The following is an 18,258-nucleotide window of genomic DNA, read 5'->3' as shown; positions in this document are numbered from 1 at the left end:
ACACCCGGGCAAGACCGCTGGAGCCGCCCATGCCGTCCGCCACCCGCGTCCTGCGCCTGTCCCTGCTACCGGTGCTGCCGGTGCTGAGCCTGCTCGCCACCGCCCCGCCCGCCTCGGCCGCCGGCGGCTGGTCCCTCGCCCCCCTGGGCGGCGACCGCCCGTCGGTCTACGCCGAGGGCGCGCCGGGGGCCGTCCTGCGGGACACGGTCTCCGTGACCAACCGCGGCGAGAAGCCGGTCGCGGTACGGCTGAGCGGCACCGGCGTCCGCCTCGCCTTCGCCGAGACCCGCGTCCGCGTCCCCGCCCGCACCCGCGCCGACGTGCCGTTCACGGTGACCGTCCCGGCCGGCGCCGCACCCGGCGACCGCGCCGGCACGATCGTCGCGCGGGACGGCGACGGCCGTGCGGCGACCGTGGGCGTGCGTCTCAGGGCCGGCGGGCCGGTGCTGCCCGCGCTCACCGTCGAGCACGTCGCCGTACACGGCGACCGCATCTCGTACGAGCTGGTCAACCGCGGTACGACGGTCCTCGTACCGCGGCTCGCCGTGCGCGCCGAGGGTCTCCTCGGGCGGGTCCTGGACCGAGCCCCGCGCACCCTGCCCGTCCGGCTGTCCCCGGGCGAGCGGCTGCGGCTCGACGAGCCGTGGCCCGATCGGCCCGCGCTGGACGCGGTCCACGTACGGCTGACGGCGACCGCGTCGGGCGGGGCGCACGCCACGGCGGGCACGTCGGCGCGGTTCGTGCCCTGGGGAGCGGTGGCGGGGGCGGCGGGGGCGGTGTGCGCCGCCGCGGCCACCGCCGTCGTCCGCGTACGGCGGGGCAGGCGCCGTACCGCGGAAGCCGGACACCCGGTCGGGCGGGCCCGCTTGACGGGAGCGGTGCGGTGACCGGCAAGAGGCGGATCCCGGCGCTGGTGGCGGTCCTCGCGCTGCTCCTCCTGCCCTTCACGAACGGGACCACCCCAGCGGCGGCGGCCACCGGGCCGACCGTGAAGCTGTCCAAGTCCCAGGCCGGGACCGGCGGTTCGATCACGGTCAGCGGCAGCGGCTGGCGGCCGCACGCGCTGCTGATGATGCTGATCTGCGGGCAGGCCACCCCCACCCGGGGCGTGATCGGCGGCACCAACTCCTGCGCCAACGCCGACGGCCGGGCCGTCACCACCGACGCCAAGGGCCGCTTCGGCAGGAAGCTGCCGGTCGCAGAGCCGCCCGCGCCGTGTCCGTGCGTCGTGCACGTGGCCACCGTGACCGGGGCCGACGCGGACGCCGACGCGGTCCTGAAGGTCGCCGGGCACCCCGTCGAGCCGCTGCCCGCCGAGTCCTCCGGCGGGCGACTGTCCCTCCTCAGCGACACCCGGCTGGCGGGGTCCAGCGGACTGCTCACCTGGTTCGGGGCACCCCCGTCCCGCACCCTGGTCCTCACCGTCGGCAACGTGGGGTCGTCCAGCATCAGGGACCCCGTCTTCCAGGTCGGCACCGCGCACGGCGTGTTCGCCCCCCAGTGGGACGACCAGCAGTGGCACGGCACCCTCGCGCCTGGGAGGAAGGCGCAGATCAGACTGCCGGTCGAGCTCACCGCGGGCGCGCACGGCGACTACACCGTGTCCCTGAGGTACGGCGGCAGGGTGCTCGCCGAGCAGCCCTGGGGTGTGGGCCGGCCCTGGGGCGTGACGCTGTTCTGGCTGCTGCTCTGCGTGGTCGTCCCGGCCGCGCTGTTCCGCGCCGGGATGGCGGTGGTGGACCGGATCCGGCCGCGCAGGGCGGGCGGCGGCCGCCGGCGCGGGCGACGCCGGCCCCCGCTGACCCTGCGGCTGATGAAGTCCCGTACCCCCGAGGCGCAGCCCACCCCCGCCTCGGCCCTGCCGTGGTTCACCCCGGACTCCCATCCGGGGGCGGCCGGCCGGCTCTCCGCACCGCACGACGACAGCCCGACGAGTCCTACGACTCCCACCAGGAAGGGACCCACGTGAGCAAGCGAAGGAGAGTGACACCGACCGGCGGACCCGGCGTGCGGCGAGCGGGCGCGGTGGGTGCCGCGCTGGTGCTCTGCTCGGCGGGCGTGCTGCTCGGCGTGAGCGCCGGGTCCGCCGAGGCCGCCGAGGTCTCGTACGCCACCCACTGCGTGCCGCCCGCGGGCATAGACCCCGTCGACGGCACCACCAAGGTCGAGATCACCGCGCCGGCCACGGCGAAGGTGGGCGACACGGTCGACGTGGGGTGGAAGTTCACGCAGGCCGCCTCCAAGAACCCCGACATCATCGACCTGCCCGCGAACTCGGTCCAGCCGTCCGGCACCCTCAAGGCGGCCGGCGCGCAGACCGCGGACATCGCGATGCGGGGGCCGCGCGAGAACCCGGCGATCCCCAAGGGCGGCGCCATGGTGCTGTCCGACATGAAGGGCACGCTGAAGCTGACGGCACCCGGCGCGGTGACGCTGACACCGGAGGCGTACATCGTGAACGCCATGTCGACGGACACCAAGTGCACGCCGACCGAGACGGTGCAGCCCGCGGCGACGATCCAGGTGACGGACGGTGGGGGGACCGGCACGGGCACGCCGACGAACACCGCCACCCCCACCCCGACCTCGACGGCCATCCCCACGGCCACCGCCACGAGCACGCCGACCACCTCCGCCAGCGCCGGCGACGGCACCGGCCAGACCGACTTCACCGGCAAGGAGGTCCAGGTGCCCTACGCGTGCAAGACGCCCATCGGCGACAAGAACGCGACCTCGCCGGTGCAGATCAACGCCAAGAAGGACAGCGGCAGCTTCGGCCTCACCGTGCAGTTCAAGAAGTCGGTGATGGACAGCCCCGCCGACATCCCGAAGGGCTCCGTGAAGCCGTCGATGGAGGTAGTGCTGGGCGGCGCGGACAAGGGCACGGTGCACGCGGAGGGCCCGACGAACTCCTCCGACATCAAGTCCGGTGACCCGATCGCGATCCCCGACCTGACAGGCACCTACAAGCCGGGTGCCGGCGGCCGGTCGACGCTGTCGCCGGGGGTCCTGACGATCAACGCCCTCGGTACGACGACGACCTGCACCCCGGCCAGGTCGGAGGTCTCCCTGACGCTGGACACCACCGAGCAGGACAGCGGCGCGTCGGGCGGCTCGCCGGCCTCCGGCGGCACGTCCTCCTCCGGCGGCAGCAGCGGCGGCGGCCTGGCCGAGACCGGCGCGAGCGACCACGGCGCCCTCAAGGCCCTCGGCCTGGTCGCCGGGACGGCGATCCTGCTGGGCGGGGCGGTGTTCACGTTCATGCCGGGACGGCGTACCCGCTGAAACGACAGGAGGGCCACCGCACCTCGCCGGTGCGGTGGCCTCCTCGACAGCCTCGGGCGTACGTCAGTGCACGTCGCCCATGAGCTCCTTGACCTTCCTGCGGTACATCCACACCGCCGCACCGGCGATCACGGCGAGGACGGCCTCCAGGGCCACCATGCCCGTCTTGTTGAGGTCGACGCCGGCGATGGAGAGCAGACCGGTCGTGGCGTCACCGGCGGTGACGGCCAGGAACCAGACGCCCATCATCTGCGAGGCGTACTTCGCGGGCGCCATCTTCGTGGTGACCGACAGACCCACGGGGGACACCGTCAGCTCACCGACGGTCTGCACGAAGTAGACCGCCACCAGCCACATCGCGGCCGCCTTGTGGCCGCCGTCGGCGATCGTCAGCGGGGCGAGGAACAGGAAGAAGGACGCGCCGATCAGAACCAGGCCCATGGTGAACTTCACCGCGGTGCTCGGCTCCTTGCCGCGCTGCGCCAGCGCCAGCCACATCCAGGCGAAGACCGGCGCCAGCGCCATGATCATGACCGGGTTGACCGACTGGTACCAGGAGACAGGGAACTCCCAGCCGAGGACCGTGTTCTTCGCCGAGGCCTCGGCGAACAGCGACACCGTCGAGCCACCCTGGTCGTAGATCATCCAGAACACGGCGGCGGCGACGAAGAACCAGATGTACGCGGTCATCTTCGACTGCTCGGCGCGGTCGAGCTCCCGGTCCCGCTTGATGCGGGCGATGACCAGGACGGGGATGATCAGACCGGCCAGGGTGATCGGGACCAGCAGCCAGTTCAGCGTGTAGACGCCGGAGAAGCCGACGATCGCGTAGAACACCACGGCGACACCCGCCCACAGGGCGGCCTTGCGCAGGGTGGCGGTCTTCTGCTCGGCCGTCAGGGGCGTCGGGACGACGTCCGAGCGGGAGTTCAGGTGGCGGGTGCCCAGCAGGAACTGCGCGAGACCGAGGGCCATGCCGAGCGCGGCGAGCGCGAAGCCCAGGTGCCAGTTGTATTTCTCGCCGACGGTGCCGATGACCAGCGGCGCGGCGAAGGCGCCCAGGTTGATGCCGATGTAGAAGAGGGTGAAGCCACCGTCACGGCGCGGGTCGTCCGGGCCGTCGTACAGGTGGCCGACCATCGTGGAGATGTTGGCCTTGAGCAGACCGGAGCCGATGGCGACCAGGCCCAGGCCGGCGAAGAAGGTGCCGGCGGCCGGCAGGGCCAGGGTGAGGTGGCCGAGCATGATGACCGCGCCGGCGACGGCGACCGTCTTGCGGGGTCCGAGGACGCGGTCGGCGAACCAGCCGCCCGGCAGGGCGAGCAGGTACACGAGGGACAGATACACGGAGTAGATCGCGGTCGCGGTGGCCGCGTTCATGTGCAGGCCGCCCGGTGCCACCAGGTACAGCGGGAGCAGGGCCTTCATGCCGTAGTAGGAGAAACGCTCCCACATCTCGGTCATGAAGAGGGTGGCCAGTCCGCGGGGGTGGCCGAAGAAGGTCTTCTCGGAACCGGGGGTGCCCGGGCGGACCGAGTCCTTCGTCAGGCTGGACGCCATGGTCGTTCCTTGCTGGTCGGGACGCGCGGCGGAGTGTTGCGCGCCCGGTGGGGGAGTGGGCCGGCACCGGCGGGGATCGGTCGTCCAGCCCCCACGCCGCCCGGCCAGAGATCATTCCTTTCAAGGCCGGCTCGGGCCGGCCCGCACACAAAAGAGACCTTCGGCGTCACGTGCCCGCCGAAGGTCCCCTGCGTACTACAGGCGTTCGCAGTCACCATACGTCAGGACACTGCCTGATATGGAAGGACTTGAGACACGGATCACAGGTGTCGGCGGAACTGCGCAACGGTTTCGAAGGTCTCTCCTAGGATCGCACCCCTCAGCCATAGGTTCGTACCAGTGTGTCCCAAGGTAAGAATCCCTCGTTTGGATCACACCCCAGCAGCGCGCGCAAGCGGACTACCATCACCTCATGACCCGTGTACTGCTCGCCGAGGACGACGCGTCCATCTCGGAGCCGCTGGCCCGCGCCCTGCGCCGGGAAGGTTACGAGGTCGAGGTGCGCGAGGACGGACCCGCCGCGCTCGACGCCGGAATGCAGGGCGGCGTCGACCTGGTCGTGCTGGACCTGGGGCTGCCCGGCATGGACGGCCTGGAGGTCGCCCGCCGGCTGCGCGCCGAGGGCCACACCGTGCCCATCCTCATCCTGACCGCGCGCGCCGACGAGGTGGACACCGTCGTCGGCCTGGACGCGGGCGCCGACGACTACGTCACCAAGCCCTTCCGGCTCGCCGAACTCCTCGCCCGGGTCCGGGCCCTGCTGCGGCGCGGCGCCGCGGAGCCGCAGCAGCCGCCCGCGACGCACGGAGTGCGGATCGACGTCGAGTCGCACCGGGCGTGGATGGGCGACGAGGAGCTGCAGCTCACCGCGAAGGAGTTCGACCTGCTGCGGGTACTGGTGCGCGACGCGGGGCGGGTCGTCACCCGGGACCAGTTGATGCGCGAGGTCTGGGACACGACGTGGTGGTCGTCGACCAAGACGCTGGACATGCACATCTCCTGGCTGCGGAAGAAACTCGGCGATGACGCGGCCAACCCCCGGTACATCGCCACGGTGCGCGGGGTCGGGTTCCGCTTCGAGAAGAGCTAGCCGGCTACGCGCGTTGCGCCGTCCTGGCTTGTGCGGGCAGCGTGGCTGCGGGGCCGTGCGGCTGGTCGCCCCCACGCGGCGGAGCCGCATGGTGTGACGCCCCGCGCCCCCAGGCAGGTGGGTGCCGCCACAGTCGTAGAGTCACCGCCCGGAGGGCTTCGTGCGTCGTCGTCTGATCCAGTCCACCCTTGCGGTCGTGCTCGTCGTGATCGCCGTCTTCGGTGTGTCGCTCGTCATCGTCGAGACCCGGACGATCAGCAACAGTGCCCAGGAACGGGTGGACTCCGAGGCCGTCCGGCTGGCCAGCATCGTGGACAGCCGGATCATCGGCGCGGAGGACATCACCGCCGAGCTGCTGCACAACCAGGTGACCAAGGACCAGTACGCGGTGATCCGCATCCCCGGCCACCGGCCGATCGAGCTCGGCACCGAGCCGCGGGGCGACGTCATCCGCGCCACCCAGGACGGCGAGGAGGGCGAGACGGTCACCGTCCAGGAGCCCCGCTCGACGGTGACCCGGGAGGTCGGCCGCACGCTGCTGATCATCGGGCTGGTGGCACTGCTCGCTGTGGTCGCCGCCGTGCTGCTCGCCGTGCGCCAGGCCAACCGGCTCGCCTCGCCCCTGACCGACCTGGCGGAGACCGCCGAGCGCCTCGGGTCCGGCGACCCGCGCCCCCGGCACAAGCGGTACGGCGTCCCCGAGCTGGACCGGGTCGCGGACGTGCTGGACTCCTCCGCCGAGCGCATCGGTCGGATGCTCACCGCCGAGCGCCGGCTGGCCGCCGACGCCTCCCATCAGCTGCGTACACCGCTGACCGCGCTGTCGATGCGGCTGGAGGAGATCACCCTCACCGACGACCCGGAAACGGTGAAGGAGGAGGCGACCATCGCGCTGACGCAGGTGGAACGCCTGACGGACGTGGTGGAGCGCCTGCTGACGAACTCCCGCGACCCGCGCACCGGCTCCGCGGTCTCCTTCGACCTCGACGAGGTCATCCAGCAGCAGCTCGCCGAGTGGCGGCCCGCCTACCGCAGCGTCGGCCGGGCGATCGTCAGCTCGGGCAAGCGGCACCTGCAGGCGGTCGGCACTCCGGGGGCGGTGGCGCAGGTGCTGGCGGCGCTGATCGAGAACTCGCTCATGCACGGAGGCGGCACGGTCGCCCTGCGCACCCGCGTCACCGGCAACCAGGCGGTGGTCGAAGTCACCGACGAGGGCCCCGGTGTCCCGGCCGACCTGGGCGCCCGCATCTTCGAGCGCACGATCAGCGGCCGGAACTCGACGGGCATCGGCCTGGCGGTGGCCCGTGACCTCGCGGAGGCCGACGGCGGCCGCCTGGAGCTGCTCCAGGCCCAGCCGCCGGTCTTCGGGCTGTTCCTGTCCAGGACGCCACCGTCCCGCAAGCCGGCCGAGGGCAGCCCGACGGTTCGCTGAGGAGAGTCCGACAGGCCCTAGGGAACCCGCTGGGTGGGCCGCGGCTTCTTCGACTCCTGCGCGAGGAGGGACTCCGCGTGGGCGACGGCCTCATGGCCCGGGAGCGCCCGGAACACCCAGGTGCGGTAGGACCAGAAGCGGAAGAGGGTCGCCACCCCGATGCCGACGAATTTGAAGACGTTGCTCTGCAGCGGGCTGTCCCAGCCGAATCCGTACGTGGCGATGTAGAGCACGCCGTTCTCGATCACCAGGCCGACCGCGCTGAACAGCAGGAACAGCGTGAGTTCCTTCGTCCGGCCGTTCTTGTCGCGGTCCCGGTAGGCGAAGTAGCGGAAGCCGACGTAGTTGAAGGCGATCGCCACGACGGTGGCGATCACGCTGGCCCGGACGACCTGCAGGTCGGTGACGTGCCGTACCAGGTTGAACACGCCGAGATTGACGAGGATGCCCGCACCGCCCACGGCGCCGAACTTGGCGACCTCGCGTACGAGACGTTGAAGCCCCGAGGAACCACGTTCCATGGTCGTGCAGGCTCCCGTCCGTAGGTTTCGTCAACCCCGCCATGCTATCCACCCCCCCGCGGAGTTTCCTGCGGACGGGCTCTCAGGTCGGAAAGAACCCGGAAAGTGCGGAGTAAGAGCCACAGGATCGGCGCGGAATCAGGGCGCGGTGGCGTGACCGATACCCTAGGGGTGTGACGTTCCCGGTAGTCGGCATGGTCGGCGGGGGCCAGCTCGCGCGTATGACACACGAGGCGGGCATCCCGTTGGGCATCAGGTTCAAGCTCCTCAGTGACACTCCTCAGGATTCCGCGGCGCAGGTCGTGAACGATGTCGTCATCGGCGACTATCGCGACCTGGACACGCTGCGTGAGTTCGCGCGCGGGTGCGATGTGATCACCTTCGATCACGAACACGTACCCACCGAGCACCTCAGGGCCCTGGAGGCGGACGGCATCCCCGTCCGCCCGGGTCCCGACGCGCTCGTGCACGCCCAGGACAAGGGCGTGATGCGCGCGAGGCTCGACGCGATCGGCATCCCGTGCCCGCGGCACAGGATCGTGAGCGATCCGGCCGATGTCGCCGCCTTCGCGGCTGAGGGTGACGGCTTCCCGGTCGTCCTCAAGACCGTCCGCGGCGGCTACGACGGCAAGGGCGTGTGGGTCGTGGACTCCGCCGAGGAGGCCGCCGACCCGTTCCGCGCCGGCGTACCGGTCCTCGCCGAGGAGAAGGTCGACTACGTCCGCGAGCTCGCCGCCAACGTCGTACGCTCCCCGCACGGCCAGGCGGTCGCCTACCCGGTGGTCGAGTCCCAGCAGGTCAATGGCGTCTGTGACACGGTGATCGCGCCCGCCCCCGACCTCGACGAGTCCCTCGCGCTCAAGGCCGAGCAGATGGCCCTGACCATCGCCAGGGAACTCGGCGTCGTCGGCCACCTCGCCGTCGAGCTGTTCCAGACCCGCGACGGCCGCATCCTCGTCAACGAGCTCGCGATGCGCCCGCACAACTCGGGCCACTGGTCGATGGACGGCGCGATCACCTCGCAGTTCGCCAACCACGTCCGCGCGGTTCTCGACCTGCCCCTCGGCGACCCGCGCCCGCGTGCCAAGTGGACGGTCATGGTCAACGTCCTCGGGGGCGACTACCCGGACATGTACTCCGCGTACCTGCACTGCATGGCCCGCGACCCCCAGCTGAAGATCCACATGTACGGCAAGGACGTGAAGCCCGGCCGCAAGGTCGGCCACGTCAACACCTACGGCGACGACCTGGACGACGTGCTGGAGCGCGCACGTCACGCTGCCGGCTACCTGAGAGGCACGATCACCGAATGAGCCCCGTAGTAGGCATCGTCATGGGGTCGGACTCCGACTGGCCCGTGATGGAGGCCGCCGCCAAGGCCCTCGACGAGTTCGAGATCGCGTACGAGGTCGACGTCGTCTCCGCGCACCGCATGCCGCGCGAGATGATCACGTACGGCGAGCAGGCCGCCGACCGCGGGCTGAAGGTGATCATCGCGGGCGCGGGCGGCGCCGCCCACCTGCCCGGCATGCTCGCCTCGGTCACCCCGCTGCCGGTCATCGGCGTGCCCGTGCCGCTGAAGTACCTCGACGGCATGGACTCCCTGCTGTCGATCGTGCAGATGCCGGCCGGCGTGCCCGTCGCCACCGTCTCCGTCGCCGGCGCCCGCAACGCCGGTCTGCTCGCGGCCCGCATCCTCGCCGCGCACGACGAGGACCTGCTCGCCAGGATGCGTGACTTCCAGCAGGACCTGAACGACCAGGCCACCGAGAAGGGCAAGCGGCTGCGATCCAAGGTCGAGGGTTCCGCCGGCGGCTTCGGCTTCGGGAAATGACCGCGGTGAGCTCTGTCGAGGCAGCCCGGGAGCTGCTGCGCGAGTTCCCGGTCGCCGACGGGCACAACGACCTGCCCTGGGCGCTGCGCGAGCAGGTCCGCTACGACCTCGGCGCCCGCGACATCGCCCGGCGGCAGAACGCCCACCTGCACACCGACATCCCGCGCCTGCGCCAGGGCGGCGTCGGCGCGCAGTACTGGTCGGTGTTCGTGCGCGCGGACCTGCCCGACCCGGTGCCGGCGACGCTGGAGCAGATCGACTGCGTACGGCAGTTGCTGGACCGGTATCCGGCGGACCTGGCCCCCGCGCTGACCGCCGCGGACATGGAGAAGGCGCGTCAGGACGGCCGGATCGCCTCCCTCATGGGCGCGGAGGGCGGCCACTCCATCGCCGACTCCCTCGGCACCCTGCGCGGCCTGTACGCGCTCGGCGTCCGTTACCTGACCCTCACCCACAACGACAACGTGGCGTGGGCGGACTCCGCGACGGACGAGCCGGGCGTCGGCGGCCTGTCGGCCTTCGGCCGCGAGGTCGTGCGGGAGATGAACCGGCTCGGCATGCTGGTCGACCTCTCCCACGTGGCGGCGACCACCATGCGCGACGCGCTGGACGCGTCCTCCGCCCCGGTGATCTTCTCGCACTCCTCCTCCCGGGCCGTGTGCGACCACCCGCGCAACATCCCCGACGACGTCCTGGAGCGGCTGCCCGCGAACGGCGGCGTGGCGATGGTGACGTTCGTACCGAAGTTCGTGCTCCAGGCCGCCGTGGACTGGACGGCCGCGGCCGACGAGAACATGCGCGCGCACGGCTTCCACCACCTCGACACCACCGCCGAGGCGATGAAGGTGCACCGCGCCTTCGAGGAGCGCAACCCGCGCCCGGTCGCCACGGCCGCCACCGTCGCGGACCACCTCGACCACATGCGCGAGGTCGCGGGCGTCGACCACCTCGGCATCGGCGGCGACTACGACGGCACGGCCTTCACCCCCGACGGCCTGGACGACGTCTCCGGTTACCCGAATCTCCTCGCCGAACTCCTCGACCGCGGCTGGTCGAAGTCCGACCTGGCCAAGCTGACCTGGCAGAACGCGGTCCGGGTGCTGGGCGCGGCGGAGGACGTGGCCCGTGGCGTTCAGGCGACGCGGGGGCCGTCCAACGCCACCATCGAGGAACTCGACGGCTGATCGCCGAGGGCGGTGCAGTCGGTGTAGCCGGTCGCCCCGCCCGCGTACTTCAGGTGGCGGTCCCGCACCGGGGTGAGCGGCACGCCCAGGCGCAGGCGGCCGACCGGACCCCGGGGGCTGCTGACGGCCGGGCGAACGCCCGGTGGACACCGGGACTGCCCGGAGGCGGCCCGTCGATCGGGTGATCCGGATCCAGGAGCTGTACGCGGCCGGCCTGCGCAGCTCCAAGATCAGGCAGCTGCTGCCCTGCATGCGGGACGCGGACGGCGGACCCTCCGCCGTGGCCCGCCCCGAAGCTGGTCGCCGACCTCACCGAGGAGCGCGACAGCGTCGACCGCGTGATCGCCGGACCCGTCCGCTCCCGCGACACGCTGGACGAGCTCATAGAGGCGGCGCGCGAGCGCTGAGGGCCGTACCCCCGAACGCCCCGCCCACCAGGAAACGCCCTGGTCCCTCGTGCGACGGTGGCCGTATCGCCGCAGCACGACGTAGCTCACGACGACGTACGGAGCCCGCCATGGCCGACCTCCAGGACGACATCCCCGCCGCGACCGAGGTCGGCGAAACCGAGACGTTGCCGGCGGGCTCCTTCCCCGAGCCGTACGCCCCCGCCCCCGACCAGGACGCCGAGCCGCTGGAGCGGGCCCACGCCCTGCTCGCCGCCCACCCCGTCGCCGACGGCTACAGCGGCCTGCCCTGGGCGCTGAAGCACCTGCCCTGGTACGACCTGGAGCTGGGCGAGACCGCCGTCGACACGGACGTGCCCCGGATGCGGGCGGGGCACGTCGCCGCGCTGTTCTGGTCGCTGCACCTGCCCGAGGGGCTGGCCGGCGACCGGGCCGTGGGCGCGACCCTGGAGCAGCTGGATCTGGTCCGCACGGTCACCGAGGGGCACCCGGAGGGCCTGCGCCTGGTGCGTACCTCCGGGCAGGTCATCGACGCCCGCAACCGCGGCCGGGTCGCCGTCGTCCTCGGCCCGGCCACGGCCGCCGCACTGGACGACTCCCTCGGCATCCTGCGCGTTCTGCACGCCCTCGGCCTGCGTGTGCTCACCCTGGCGGGCACCTCCTGGGCGAGTGAGGCGGGGCTGACCCGGTTCGGCGAGGAGGTCGTGCGCGAGATGAACCGGCTCGGCGTGATCGCCGACCTCTCCGGCGCCTCCGAGGCCACCATCAGCCGCGCCACCGCCCTGTCCAAGACCCCGGTGCTGTGCACGCGTTCCGCCGCCCGCGCCCTGCGCCCCCACCCGGCCAACCTCCCCGACGACCTGCTGACCGGGCTGGGCGCCGCCGGAGGCCTGTGCATGGTGCCGCTGACGGCCGAGCAGACCGGGCCGAACGTCCGGGACGTCGCCGACCACCTCGACCACGTCCGGCGCGTCGCCGGCCCGGAGTGCGTCGGCCTGTCCGGCACCTACGACTCCGGCGCCGCCCACCCGCAGGACCTCGCCGACGCCTCCCGCTACCCCTACCTGGTCGCCGAACTGCTCCGCCGCGGCTGGTCCGAGACCGAGCTGGCCCTGCTGACCTGGGAGAACGCCCAGCGCGTCCTGCGCAGCGGCGACTTCGTGGCCCGCGCCGCCCAGCAGCGCCGGGAGCCGTCCCCGGCGAAGATCGCCGAGCTGGACGGGTAGGGCACCCCACGTGTCAGGCGTGCTCGATCCGGCACAGGCAGAACGGATGCCCGGCCGGATCGGCGTACACCTGGAAGTCCTTCTTCTCCCGGTCCTCCAGGTCCAGCGGCCGCGCCCCCAGCGCCAGCACCTTCTCGTGCGCCGCGTCGATCTCCTCCCAGGTGGACCCGGCGTCGAGGTCGAGATGGAACTGCTGCGCGTTCCGGTCACCCCGCGGCCACTCCGGCGGCGTGTACTCCTCGGCCCGCTGGAAGGCGAGCCGGGGACCGCCCGGGACCTCCAGGACGACCCAGTCGGCCTCGTCGTCGCCCTCCTCGGCGCGGGGTGTGCCGCCGAGGAGCCCGGCGTAGAAGGCGGCGAGCGCGTGCGGGTCGGGGCAGTCGACAACGACGGAGCGGAAACGTGCGACAGCAGGCATGAGCCCTCCCGGTCTCAGCAGGCGCAGAGGCAGAACGGGTGCCCGGCCGGATCCGCGTAAACCCGGAAGGTGCGCGAGCGGTCCTCCGCGTCCAGCGGCTTCGCCCCCAGGGCCAGGACGCCCTTCTCCGCCGCGTCCAGGTCCTCCACGACCAGGTCCAGGTGGAACTGCTGCGAGTCGTCGGGCGCGGGCCACCTCGGCGGTACGAACCCGGGTGCGGCCTGGAAGGCCAGTGCCTGCCCGCCGGGCACGTTCAGGTCCACCCACTCCGCGTCACCCTCGACGGTGCCGCCGAGCACCTCGGCGTAGAACCCGGCGAGCGCGCGCGGGTCGGGACAGTCCAGGACGACGGCACCCAGCTTGGCGAGAGCCATGACTTCCTCCTTGAAGCGACGGTGAAGCAACCGCGTTACCCATAGAGGCTGGCAACCGGTAACGGTTACTGCATACTCCCGCATGGGGGGTAACGTCGCAAGCATGACTGAGAGATCGGCCGCACCGGGGGGCCTGGCGCTGGTCGAATCCCTGGTGAACACCCTGGACATCGAGTCGGGCGCCGACGCGCTCGACACGAGCGAGGGCCGGGCACGCTTCGGCATCCCGGAGGACGAACTGCCCTCGGCCCGCGACCTGCGCGAATCCCTGCGCGCCGCCCTGCTCGCCCACGCCGGCCATCGGCCGCACCGGGCCGTGACACCCCTGGGCGAGCTGCTGGCACAGGCCCCGCTTCTGGTGGCGGTCGACGAACGGGACGGCTCGGCGACCCTCGCCCCGGCCGACGCGGACCCCCTCCTCTCCCGCGTCGCCGCCGCCGTCGCCGAGGCGCTCGTGGCCGGCACCTGGACCCGGCTCAAGGCCTGCGAGGCCGAGACGTGCCACTGGGCGTACTACGACCGCAGCCCGGCCGGACGCGGCCGCTGGTGCTCGATGCAGGTGTGCGGCGCGCGCGCCAAGATGCGCCGGTACCGGGCCAGGGAGGCGTGAGAGCCCCGAGAAGGGCTCCGAATCCCCACGGTCCACAGGAAGTTCAGCGGCCAGGTACCGGTCTCGTGGTGCAGAATGCGTGAAGACGCCGGTTCGGCCGACTGAGCCTCGGCCGAACCGGCGTCACCCGTTCACGCTCAGGCGGTCGGACGCCCCATCGCGCGGTACGTCCACCCCGCCCGCCGCCACAGCTCCGGATCGAGGGTGTTGCGCCCGTCGAGGAGCACCCGGCCCGCCGCGACCTCGCCCAGCGCGGCCGGGTCCAGCTCCCGGAACTCCCGCCACTCGGTCAGGTGCAGCACCACGTCGGCGCCCCGGACGGCGTCCAGCGCGGTGTCGGCGTACCCGAGGGTCGGGAAGATCCGGCGGGCGTTGTCCATGCCCTTCGGGTCGTACACCGTGACCTGGCCGCCCTGGAGGTGGATCTGGCCCGCCACGTTGAGCGCGGGCGAGTCCCGGACGTCGTCCGAGTCGGGCTTGAAGGTGGCACCGAGCACCGCGACCCGCCGGCCCAGGAAGGAACCGCCGCCGAGGGCGTCGCGGGCCATCTCGACCATCTGGCCGCGGCGGCGCATGTTGATGGAGTCGATCTCGCGCAGGAAGGTCAGCGCCTGGTCGGCGCCCAGCTCGCCGGCGCGCGCCATGAAGGCCCGGATGTCCTTCGGGAGGCACCCTCCGCCGAAGCCGATCCCGGCCCGCAGGAACTTCTTCCCGATCCGGTCGTCGTAGCCGATCGCCTCCGCCAGCCTGGCGACGTCGCCGCCCGCGGCCTCGCACACCTCCGCCATGGCGTTGATGAAGGAGATCTTCGTCGCGAGGAAGGAGTTCGCGGCGGTCTTCACCAGCTCCGCGGTCGGGAAGTCGGTGACGACGAACGGCGTGCCGTCGGCGAGCGGCGTCGCGTACACCTCGCGCAGCAGCTTCTCGGCGCGCTCGCTGCGCACCCCGACCACGATCCGGTCGGGATGCAGCGTGTCCTCGACGGCGAACCCCTCCCGCAGGAACTCCGGGTTCCAGGCCAGCTCGGCGTCCCCGCCGGCCGGCGCGTGCTCGGCCAGGTAGGTGGCGAGGCGGTCGGCGGAGCCGACGGGCACGGTGGACTTGCCGACGACGAGCGCGGGACCGGTCAGGTGCGGGGCGAGGGAGGCGACGGCCGCGTCCACGTACGACATGTCGGCCGCGTAGTCCCCGTGCCGCTGCGGGGTGTTCACGCACAGGAAGTGCACGTCGCCGAACGCCCCGACCTCGGCCCAGTCCTGGGTGAACCGCAACCGCCCCGAGGAACCCTCGAAGCCCGCGACATGCTTCCTCAACAGCTCCTCGAGCCCCGGCTCGTACATCGGGGCCTCGCCGCGCTCCAGCTTCGCGATCTTCTCCGGTACGACGTCCAGCCCCAGCACCTCGAAACCGAGTTCGGCCATGGCCGCGGCGTGTGTGGCGCCGAGATAGCCGGTGCCGATCACGGTGATCTTGAGGCTCATGGATGCTCCAGAGGGGTACGCGGGAGGTGCGCGCCCGAGCATAGCCAAGGCAGGCCGCGTGGCTTGGCCGGGCGCTTCCGAGGGCAGCTTTCCGCTGTCGCGAAGGTCACGTATGCGTGCCGCTGGTGGACCCCTAAACTTTCTGTTACTTAACGGTAATTAGCGTTGGAGCGTGAGAGACCTTGGCCGGATCGGCTGACTTCGACCTGTACCGCCCGTCCGAGGAGCACGACATGCTCCGTGACGCCGTCCGCTCGCTGGTCGAGGCGAAGATCGCGCCGTACGCCGCGGCGGTGGACGAGGAGGCCCGCTTCCCGCAGGAGGCGCTCGACGCCCTCGTGGCGGGCGACCTGCACGCCGTGCACGTCCCCGAGGAGTACGGCGGCGCGGGCGCCGACGCGCTCGCCACGGTCATCGTGATCGAGGAGGTGGCGCGGGCCTGCGTGTCCTCCTCCCTGATCCCCGCGGTGAACAAACTGGGCTCCCTCCCGGTGATCCTCTCCGGCTCCGAGGACGTGAAGAAGAGGTATCTCTCGCCCCTGGCCGCGGGCGAGGCGATGTTCTCGTACTGCCTCTCCGAGCCGGAGGCGGGCTCGGACGCGGCCGGCATGAAGACCAAGGCGGTCCGCGACGGCGACCACTGGATCCTCAACGGCGTGAAGCGCTGGATCACCAACGCGGGCGTCTCCGAGTACTACACGGTGATGGCGGTCACGGACCCCTCGAAGCGCTCCAAGGGCATCTCGGCGTTCGTCGTCGAGAAGTCGGACGAGGGTGTCTCCTTCGGCGCCCCGGAGAAGAAGCTCGGCATCAAGGGCTCCCCGACCCGCGAGGTCTACTTCGACAACGTCCGCATCCCCGCCGACCGCATGATCGGCGAGGAGGGCTCCGGCTTCGCGACGGCCATGAAGACCCTGGACCACACCCGCATCACCATCGCCGCCCAGGCCCTCGGTGTCGCCCAGGGCGCCTTCGACTACGCCAGGGGCTACGTCCAGGAGCGCAAGCAGTTCGGCAAGCCGATCGCCGACTTCCAGGGCATCCAGTTCATGCTCGCCGACATGGCCATGAAGATCGAGGCCGCCCGCCAGCTCACCTACGCGGCCGCCGCCAAGTCCGAGCGCGGCGACAGCGACCTCACCTTCCAGGGTGCGGCGGCCAAGTGCTTCGCCTCGGACGTGGCGATGGAGGTCACCACGGACGCGGTGCAGCTGCTGGGCGGGTACGGCTACACGCGGGACTACCCGGTGGAGCGGATGATGCGGGACGCGAAGATCACGCAGATATACGAGGGCACGAACCAGGTGCAGCGGATCGTGATGGCCCGCAACCTGCCGTAGTGGCCGCATAGTTGTCGGCTGTCAGGTTTCGCAAGAAGGCGCCCCGAGGGGCGCCTTCTGTCTATTTTGGTGCGCATTCCGGCAGTTGATCGTCCGAAGGAGACCCGAGGTCATGTCCGACAACCCAGCAGCCGGTGACGAAGGTGTCGCGCGCATGGCCCGGCTGCGGACCGACGTGTCCCACTCGGCCCGCATCTGGAACTACTGGCTGGGCGGCAAGGACCACTACCCGGTGGACGAGGAGGTCGGCGAGCAGATCCTGGGCTTCGTGCCGGCGCTGCCCCGTTCGGCCGTGGCCGACCGGGCCTTCCTCGCGCGGGCGGTGCGGTACCTGGCCGGGGAGGCGGGGGTGCGGCAGTTCCTGGACATCGGCACGGGCCTGCCGACCGCCGACAACACCCACGAGGTCGCCCAGCGCGTCGACCCGGCGTCCCGGATCGTGTACGTCGACAACGACCCCCTCGTCCTGACCCACGCCCACGCGCTGCTCACCAGCACGCCGGAGGGGGCCACGGACTACATCGAGGCGGACGTGCACGACCCGGAGAAGATCGTGCGGGCCGCGGCCGAGACCCTGGACTTCGGCCGTCCGGTCGCGATCACCATGCTGGGCATCCTCAACTTCGTCATGGACACGGACGAGGCCGTCTCCATCGTCCACCGGCTCCTGGACGCCGTACCCTCCGGCAGCCACCTGGTGATCTCCCATCCCACCACCGAGGTGGACGGCGAGGCGATGACCCGGGCCGTGGAGTACTGGAACAGCCAGGGCTCGGCCCCCATGACCCTGCGCGGCCGCGCCGACCTGGTCCGCCTGTTCGACCGGGTGGAGGTCCTCGAACCGGGCATCGTCTCCTGCTCCCACTGGCGCCCCGAGGACGGCCGGGAACCCGTCCCGGTCACCCACTTCGGCGGGGTCGGCAGAAAGCCGTAGTACGAATGGCAGTACCCGCGGGTCGGGCGTAGGACGGAAGCACACGGAGCCCGTCCCCGGGCACCCCTGCCTCTGAGGAGGAGCCATGACCCAGCCCGGAACCCAGCCCGGCATGAGTGCGATGAGCAAGGAGATGCAGGACTGCGTCGAGGCGTGCATGGCGGCCCACACCATGTGCGAGGAGACCATGAGCTCCTGCATGCAGATGGGCGGCCAGGCCCAGATGCAGATCATGCGCGCCCTCATGGACTGCTCCGAGATGACCCGGATGTGTGCCGACATGATGATGCGGCGCTCGCCCATGGCCCAGGAGATGTGCGCGATGTGCGCCAAGGCGTGCGACATGTGCGCCGAGGCGTGTATGTCCATGCCGGACGACCAGCAGATGATGCGCTGCGCACAGGCGTGTCGCCGCTGCGCGGAGATGTGCCGGACGATGACGGGCGCCAGGATGTGACCCGCGTCTGAGCGTGTGACCGAGGGCGCCCGCAACCCCTGCGGGTGCCCTCGGTCGTGCCGGTAGGAGACTCGTGATTCGTGACTGGCGTCACGGAGACGACCG

Annotated in this window: 18 protein-coding genes and 1 pseudogene; 14 read left to right on the top strand and 5 right to left on the bottom strand. The window is 71.7% G+C overall.

Annotation, left to right across the window (positions count from 1 at the left end; translation table 11 throughout):
- The first annotated feature begins 29 nt into the window (after positions 1 to 29).
- The 3 genes from ACIBBH_RS37320 to ACIBBH_RS37310 are packed head-to-tail and all read left to right on the top strand — an operon-like array spanning position 30 to position 3,285.
- A complete protein-coding gene (locus ACIBBH_RS37320) occupies positions 30 to 887 on the top strand; it encodes a hypothetical protein (protein ID WP_399412537.1) in 858 nt (285 codons plus the stop codon).
- Positions 884 to 1,969 (top strand): hypothetical protein, encoded by a 1,086-nt coding sequence (locus ACIBBH_RS37315; RefSeq protein WP_399412535.1) that lies wholly within the window; start codon positions 884 to 886, stop codon positions 1,967 to 1,969. The genes ACIBBH_RS37320 and ACIBBH_RS37315 overlap by 4 nt, the downstream gene beginning before the upstream one ends.
- On the top strand, positions 1,966 to 3,285 hold the full coding sequence (locus tag ACIBBH_RS37310) for a hypothetical protein (RefSeq protein WP_399412533.1): 1,320 nt from the start codon (positions 1,966 to 1,968) through the stop codon (positions 3,283 to 3,285). Before ACIBBH_RS37315 ends, ACIBBH_RS37310 begins: the two co-directional genes overlap by 4 nt.
- 63 nt (positions 3,286 to 3,348) lie before the next feature.
- Here ACIBBH_RS37310 and ACIBBH_RS37305 read toward each other — a convergent pair whose 3' ends face one another.
- Positions 3,349 to 4,845, bottom strand: coding sequence for an oligopeptide:H+ symporter (locus ACIBBH_RS37305; RefSeq protein ID WP_399412531.1), 1,497 nt, complete (start codon positions 4,843 to 4,845; stop codon positions 3,349 to 3,351).
- A 412-nt stretch (positions 4,846 to 5,257) separates the two neighbouring features.
- On the opposite strand from ACIBBH_RS37305, the gene ACIBBH_RS37300 reads away from it, so the two are divergent.
- Positions 5,258 to 5,935, top strand: coding sequence for a response regulator transcription factor (locus tag ACIBBH_RS37300; protein WP_399412529.1), 678 nt, complete (start codon positions 5,258 to 5,260; stop codon positions 5,933 to 5,935).
- Between the two features lie 160 nt (positions 5,936 to 6,095).
- Positions 6,096 to 7,367, top strand: a complete 1,272-nt coding sequence (locus tag ACIBBH_RS37295; RefSeq protein ID WP_399412528.1) for an ATP-binding protein — start codon at positions 6,096 to 6,098, stop codon at positions 7,365 to 7,367.
- Positions 7,368 to 7,384: 17 nt separating this feature from the next.
- On the opposite strand, the gene ACIBBH_RS37290 is transcribed toward ACIBBH_RS37295, so the two are convergent.
- A complete protein-coding gene (locus tag ACIBBH_RS37290; protein ID WP_399412526.1) occupies positions 7,385 to 7,888 on the bottom strand; it encodes a GtrA family protein in 504 nt (167 codons plus the stop codon).
- A 173-nt stretch (positions 7,889 to 8,061) separates the two neighbouring features.
- Here ACIBBH_RS37290 and ACIBBH_RS37285 point away from each other — a divergent pair, with 173 nt between their 5' ends.
- The 5 genes and pseudogenes from ACIBBH_RS37285 (at position 8,062) to ACIBBH_RS37265 (ending at position 12,539) form a co-directional block, all read left to right on the top strand.
- Positions 8,062 to 9,201: a 5-(carboxyamino)imidazole ribonucleotide synthase gene (locus ACIBBH_RS37285; RefSeq protein ID WP_399412524.1), complete on the top strand. Its 1,140-nt coding sequence runs from the start codon at positions 8,062 to 8,064 to the stop codon at positions 9,199 to 9,201.
- Complete coding sequence (gene purE, locus ACIBBH_RS37280) at positions 9,198 to 9,722, top strand: 5-(carboxyamino)imidazole ribonucleotide mutase (RefSeq protein ID WP_399412522.1); 525 nt, start codon at positions 9,198 to 9,200, stop codon at positions 9,720 to 9,722. The genes ACIBBH_RS37285 and purE overlap by 4 nt, the downstream gene beginning before the upstream one ends.
- On the top strand, positions 9,719 to 10,906 hold the full coding sequence (locus ACIBBH_RS37275) for a dipeptidase (protein WP_399412520.1): 1,188 nt from the start codon (positions 9,719 to 9,721) through the stop codon (positions 10,904 to 10,906). Before purE ends, ACIBBH_RS37275 begins: the two co-directional genes overlap by 4 nt.
- Positions 10,907 to 10,978: 72 nt before the next feature.
- Positions 10,979 to 11,313, top strand: a pseudogene (locus ACIBBH_RS37270) (MerR family transcriptional regulator).
- Positions 11,314 to 11,423: 110 nt separating this feature from the next.
- The gene (locus tag ACIBBH_RS37265) at positions 11,424 to 12,539 is read left to right on the top strand and encodes a dipeptidase (protein WP_399412518.1); all 1,116 of its coding nucleotides are present in this window, start codon (positions 11,424 to 11,426) and stop codon (positions 12,537 to 12,539) included.
- A gap of 13 nt (positions 12,540 to 12,552) precedes the next feature.
- On the opposite strand, the gene ACIBBH_RS37260 is transcribed toward ACIBBH_RS37265, so the two are convergent.
- Positions 12,553 to 12,957 (bottom strand): VOC family protein, encoded by a 405-nt coding sequence (locus ACIBBH_RS37260; protein WP_399412516.1) that lies wholly within the window; start codon positions 12,955 to 12,957, stop codon positions 12,553 to 12,555.
- Positions 12,958 to 12,971: 14 nt separating this feature from the next.
- Positions 12,972 to 13,331: a VOC family protein gene (locus ACIBBH_RS37255; protein WP_399412514.1), complete on the bottom strand. Its 360-nt coding sequence runs from the start codon at positions 13,329 to 13,331 to the stop codon at positions 12,972 to 12,974.
- Positions 13,332 to 13,434: 103 nt separating this feature from the next.
- Here ACIBBH_RS37255 and ACIBBH_RS37250 point away from each other — a divergent pair, with 103 nt between their 5' ends.
- Positions 13,435 to 13,941 (top strand): CGNR zinc finger domain-containing protein, encoded by a 507-nt coding sequence (locus ACIBBH_RS37250; RefSeq protein WP_399412512.1) that lies wholly within the window; start codon positions 13,435 to 13,437, stop codon positions 13,939 to 13,941.
- A gap of 137 nt (positions 13,942 to 14,078) precedes the next feature.
- Here ACIBBH_RS37250 and ACIBBH_RS37245 read toward each other — a convergent pair whose 3' ends face one another.
- On the bottom strand, positions 14,079 to 15,422 hold the full coding sequence (locus ACIBBH_RS37245; protein WP_399412511.1) for a UDP-glucose dehydrogenase family protein: 1,344 nt from the start codon (positions 15,420 to 15,422) through the stop codon (positions 14,079 to 14,081).
- Between the two features lie 182 nt (positions 15,423 to 15,604).
- On the opposite strand from ACIBBH_RS37245, the gene ACIBBH_RS37240 reads away from it, so the two are divergent.
- The 3 genes from ACIBBH_RS37240 (at position 15,605) to ACIBBH_RS37230 (ending at position 18,153) form a co-directional block, all read left to right on the top strand.
- Positions 15,605 to 16,762 carry an acyl-CoA dehydrogenase gene (locus tag ACIBBH_RS37240; protein WP_399412509.1) on the top strand — a complete coding sequence of 386 codons (1,158 nt, stop codon included), beginning with the start codon at positions 15,605 to 15,607 and terminating at the stop codon, positions 16,760 to 16,762.
- 112 nt (positions 16,763 to 16,874) lie between these two features.
- Positions 16,875 to 17,696, top strand: coding sequence for an SAM-dependent methyltransferase (locus ACIBBH_RS37235; protein WP_399412507.1), 822 nt, complete (start codon positions 16,875 to 16,877; stop codon positions 17,694 to 17,696).
- An 85-nt stretch (positions 17,697 to 17,781) separates the two neighbouring features.
- The gene (locus ACIBBH_RS37230) at positions 17,782 to 18,153 is read left to right on the top strand and encodes a four-helix bundle copper-binding protein (RefSeq protein WP_399412505.1); all 372 of its coding nucleotides are present in this window, start codon (positions 17,782 to 17,784) and stop codon (positions 18,151 to 18,153) included.
- The last annotated feature ends 105 nt before the right edge of the window (positions 18,154 to 18,258 follow it).

Source organism: Streptomyces sp. NPDC051636, from assembly GCF_044453765.1.
Classification (GTDB): domain Bacteria; phylum Actinomycetota; class Actinomycetes; order Streptomycetales; family Streptomycetaceae; genus Streptomyces.
This window is presented reverse-complemented; position numbering and strand designations above follow the sequence as displayed.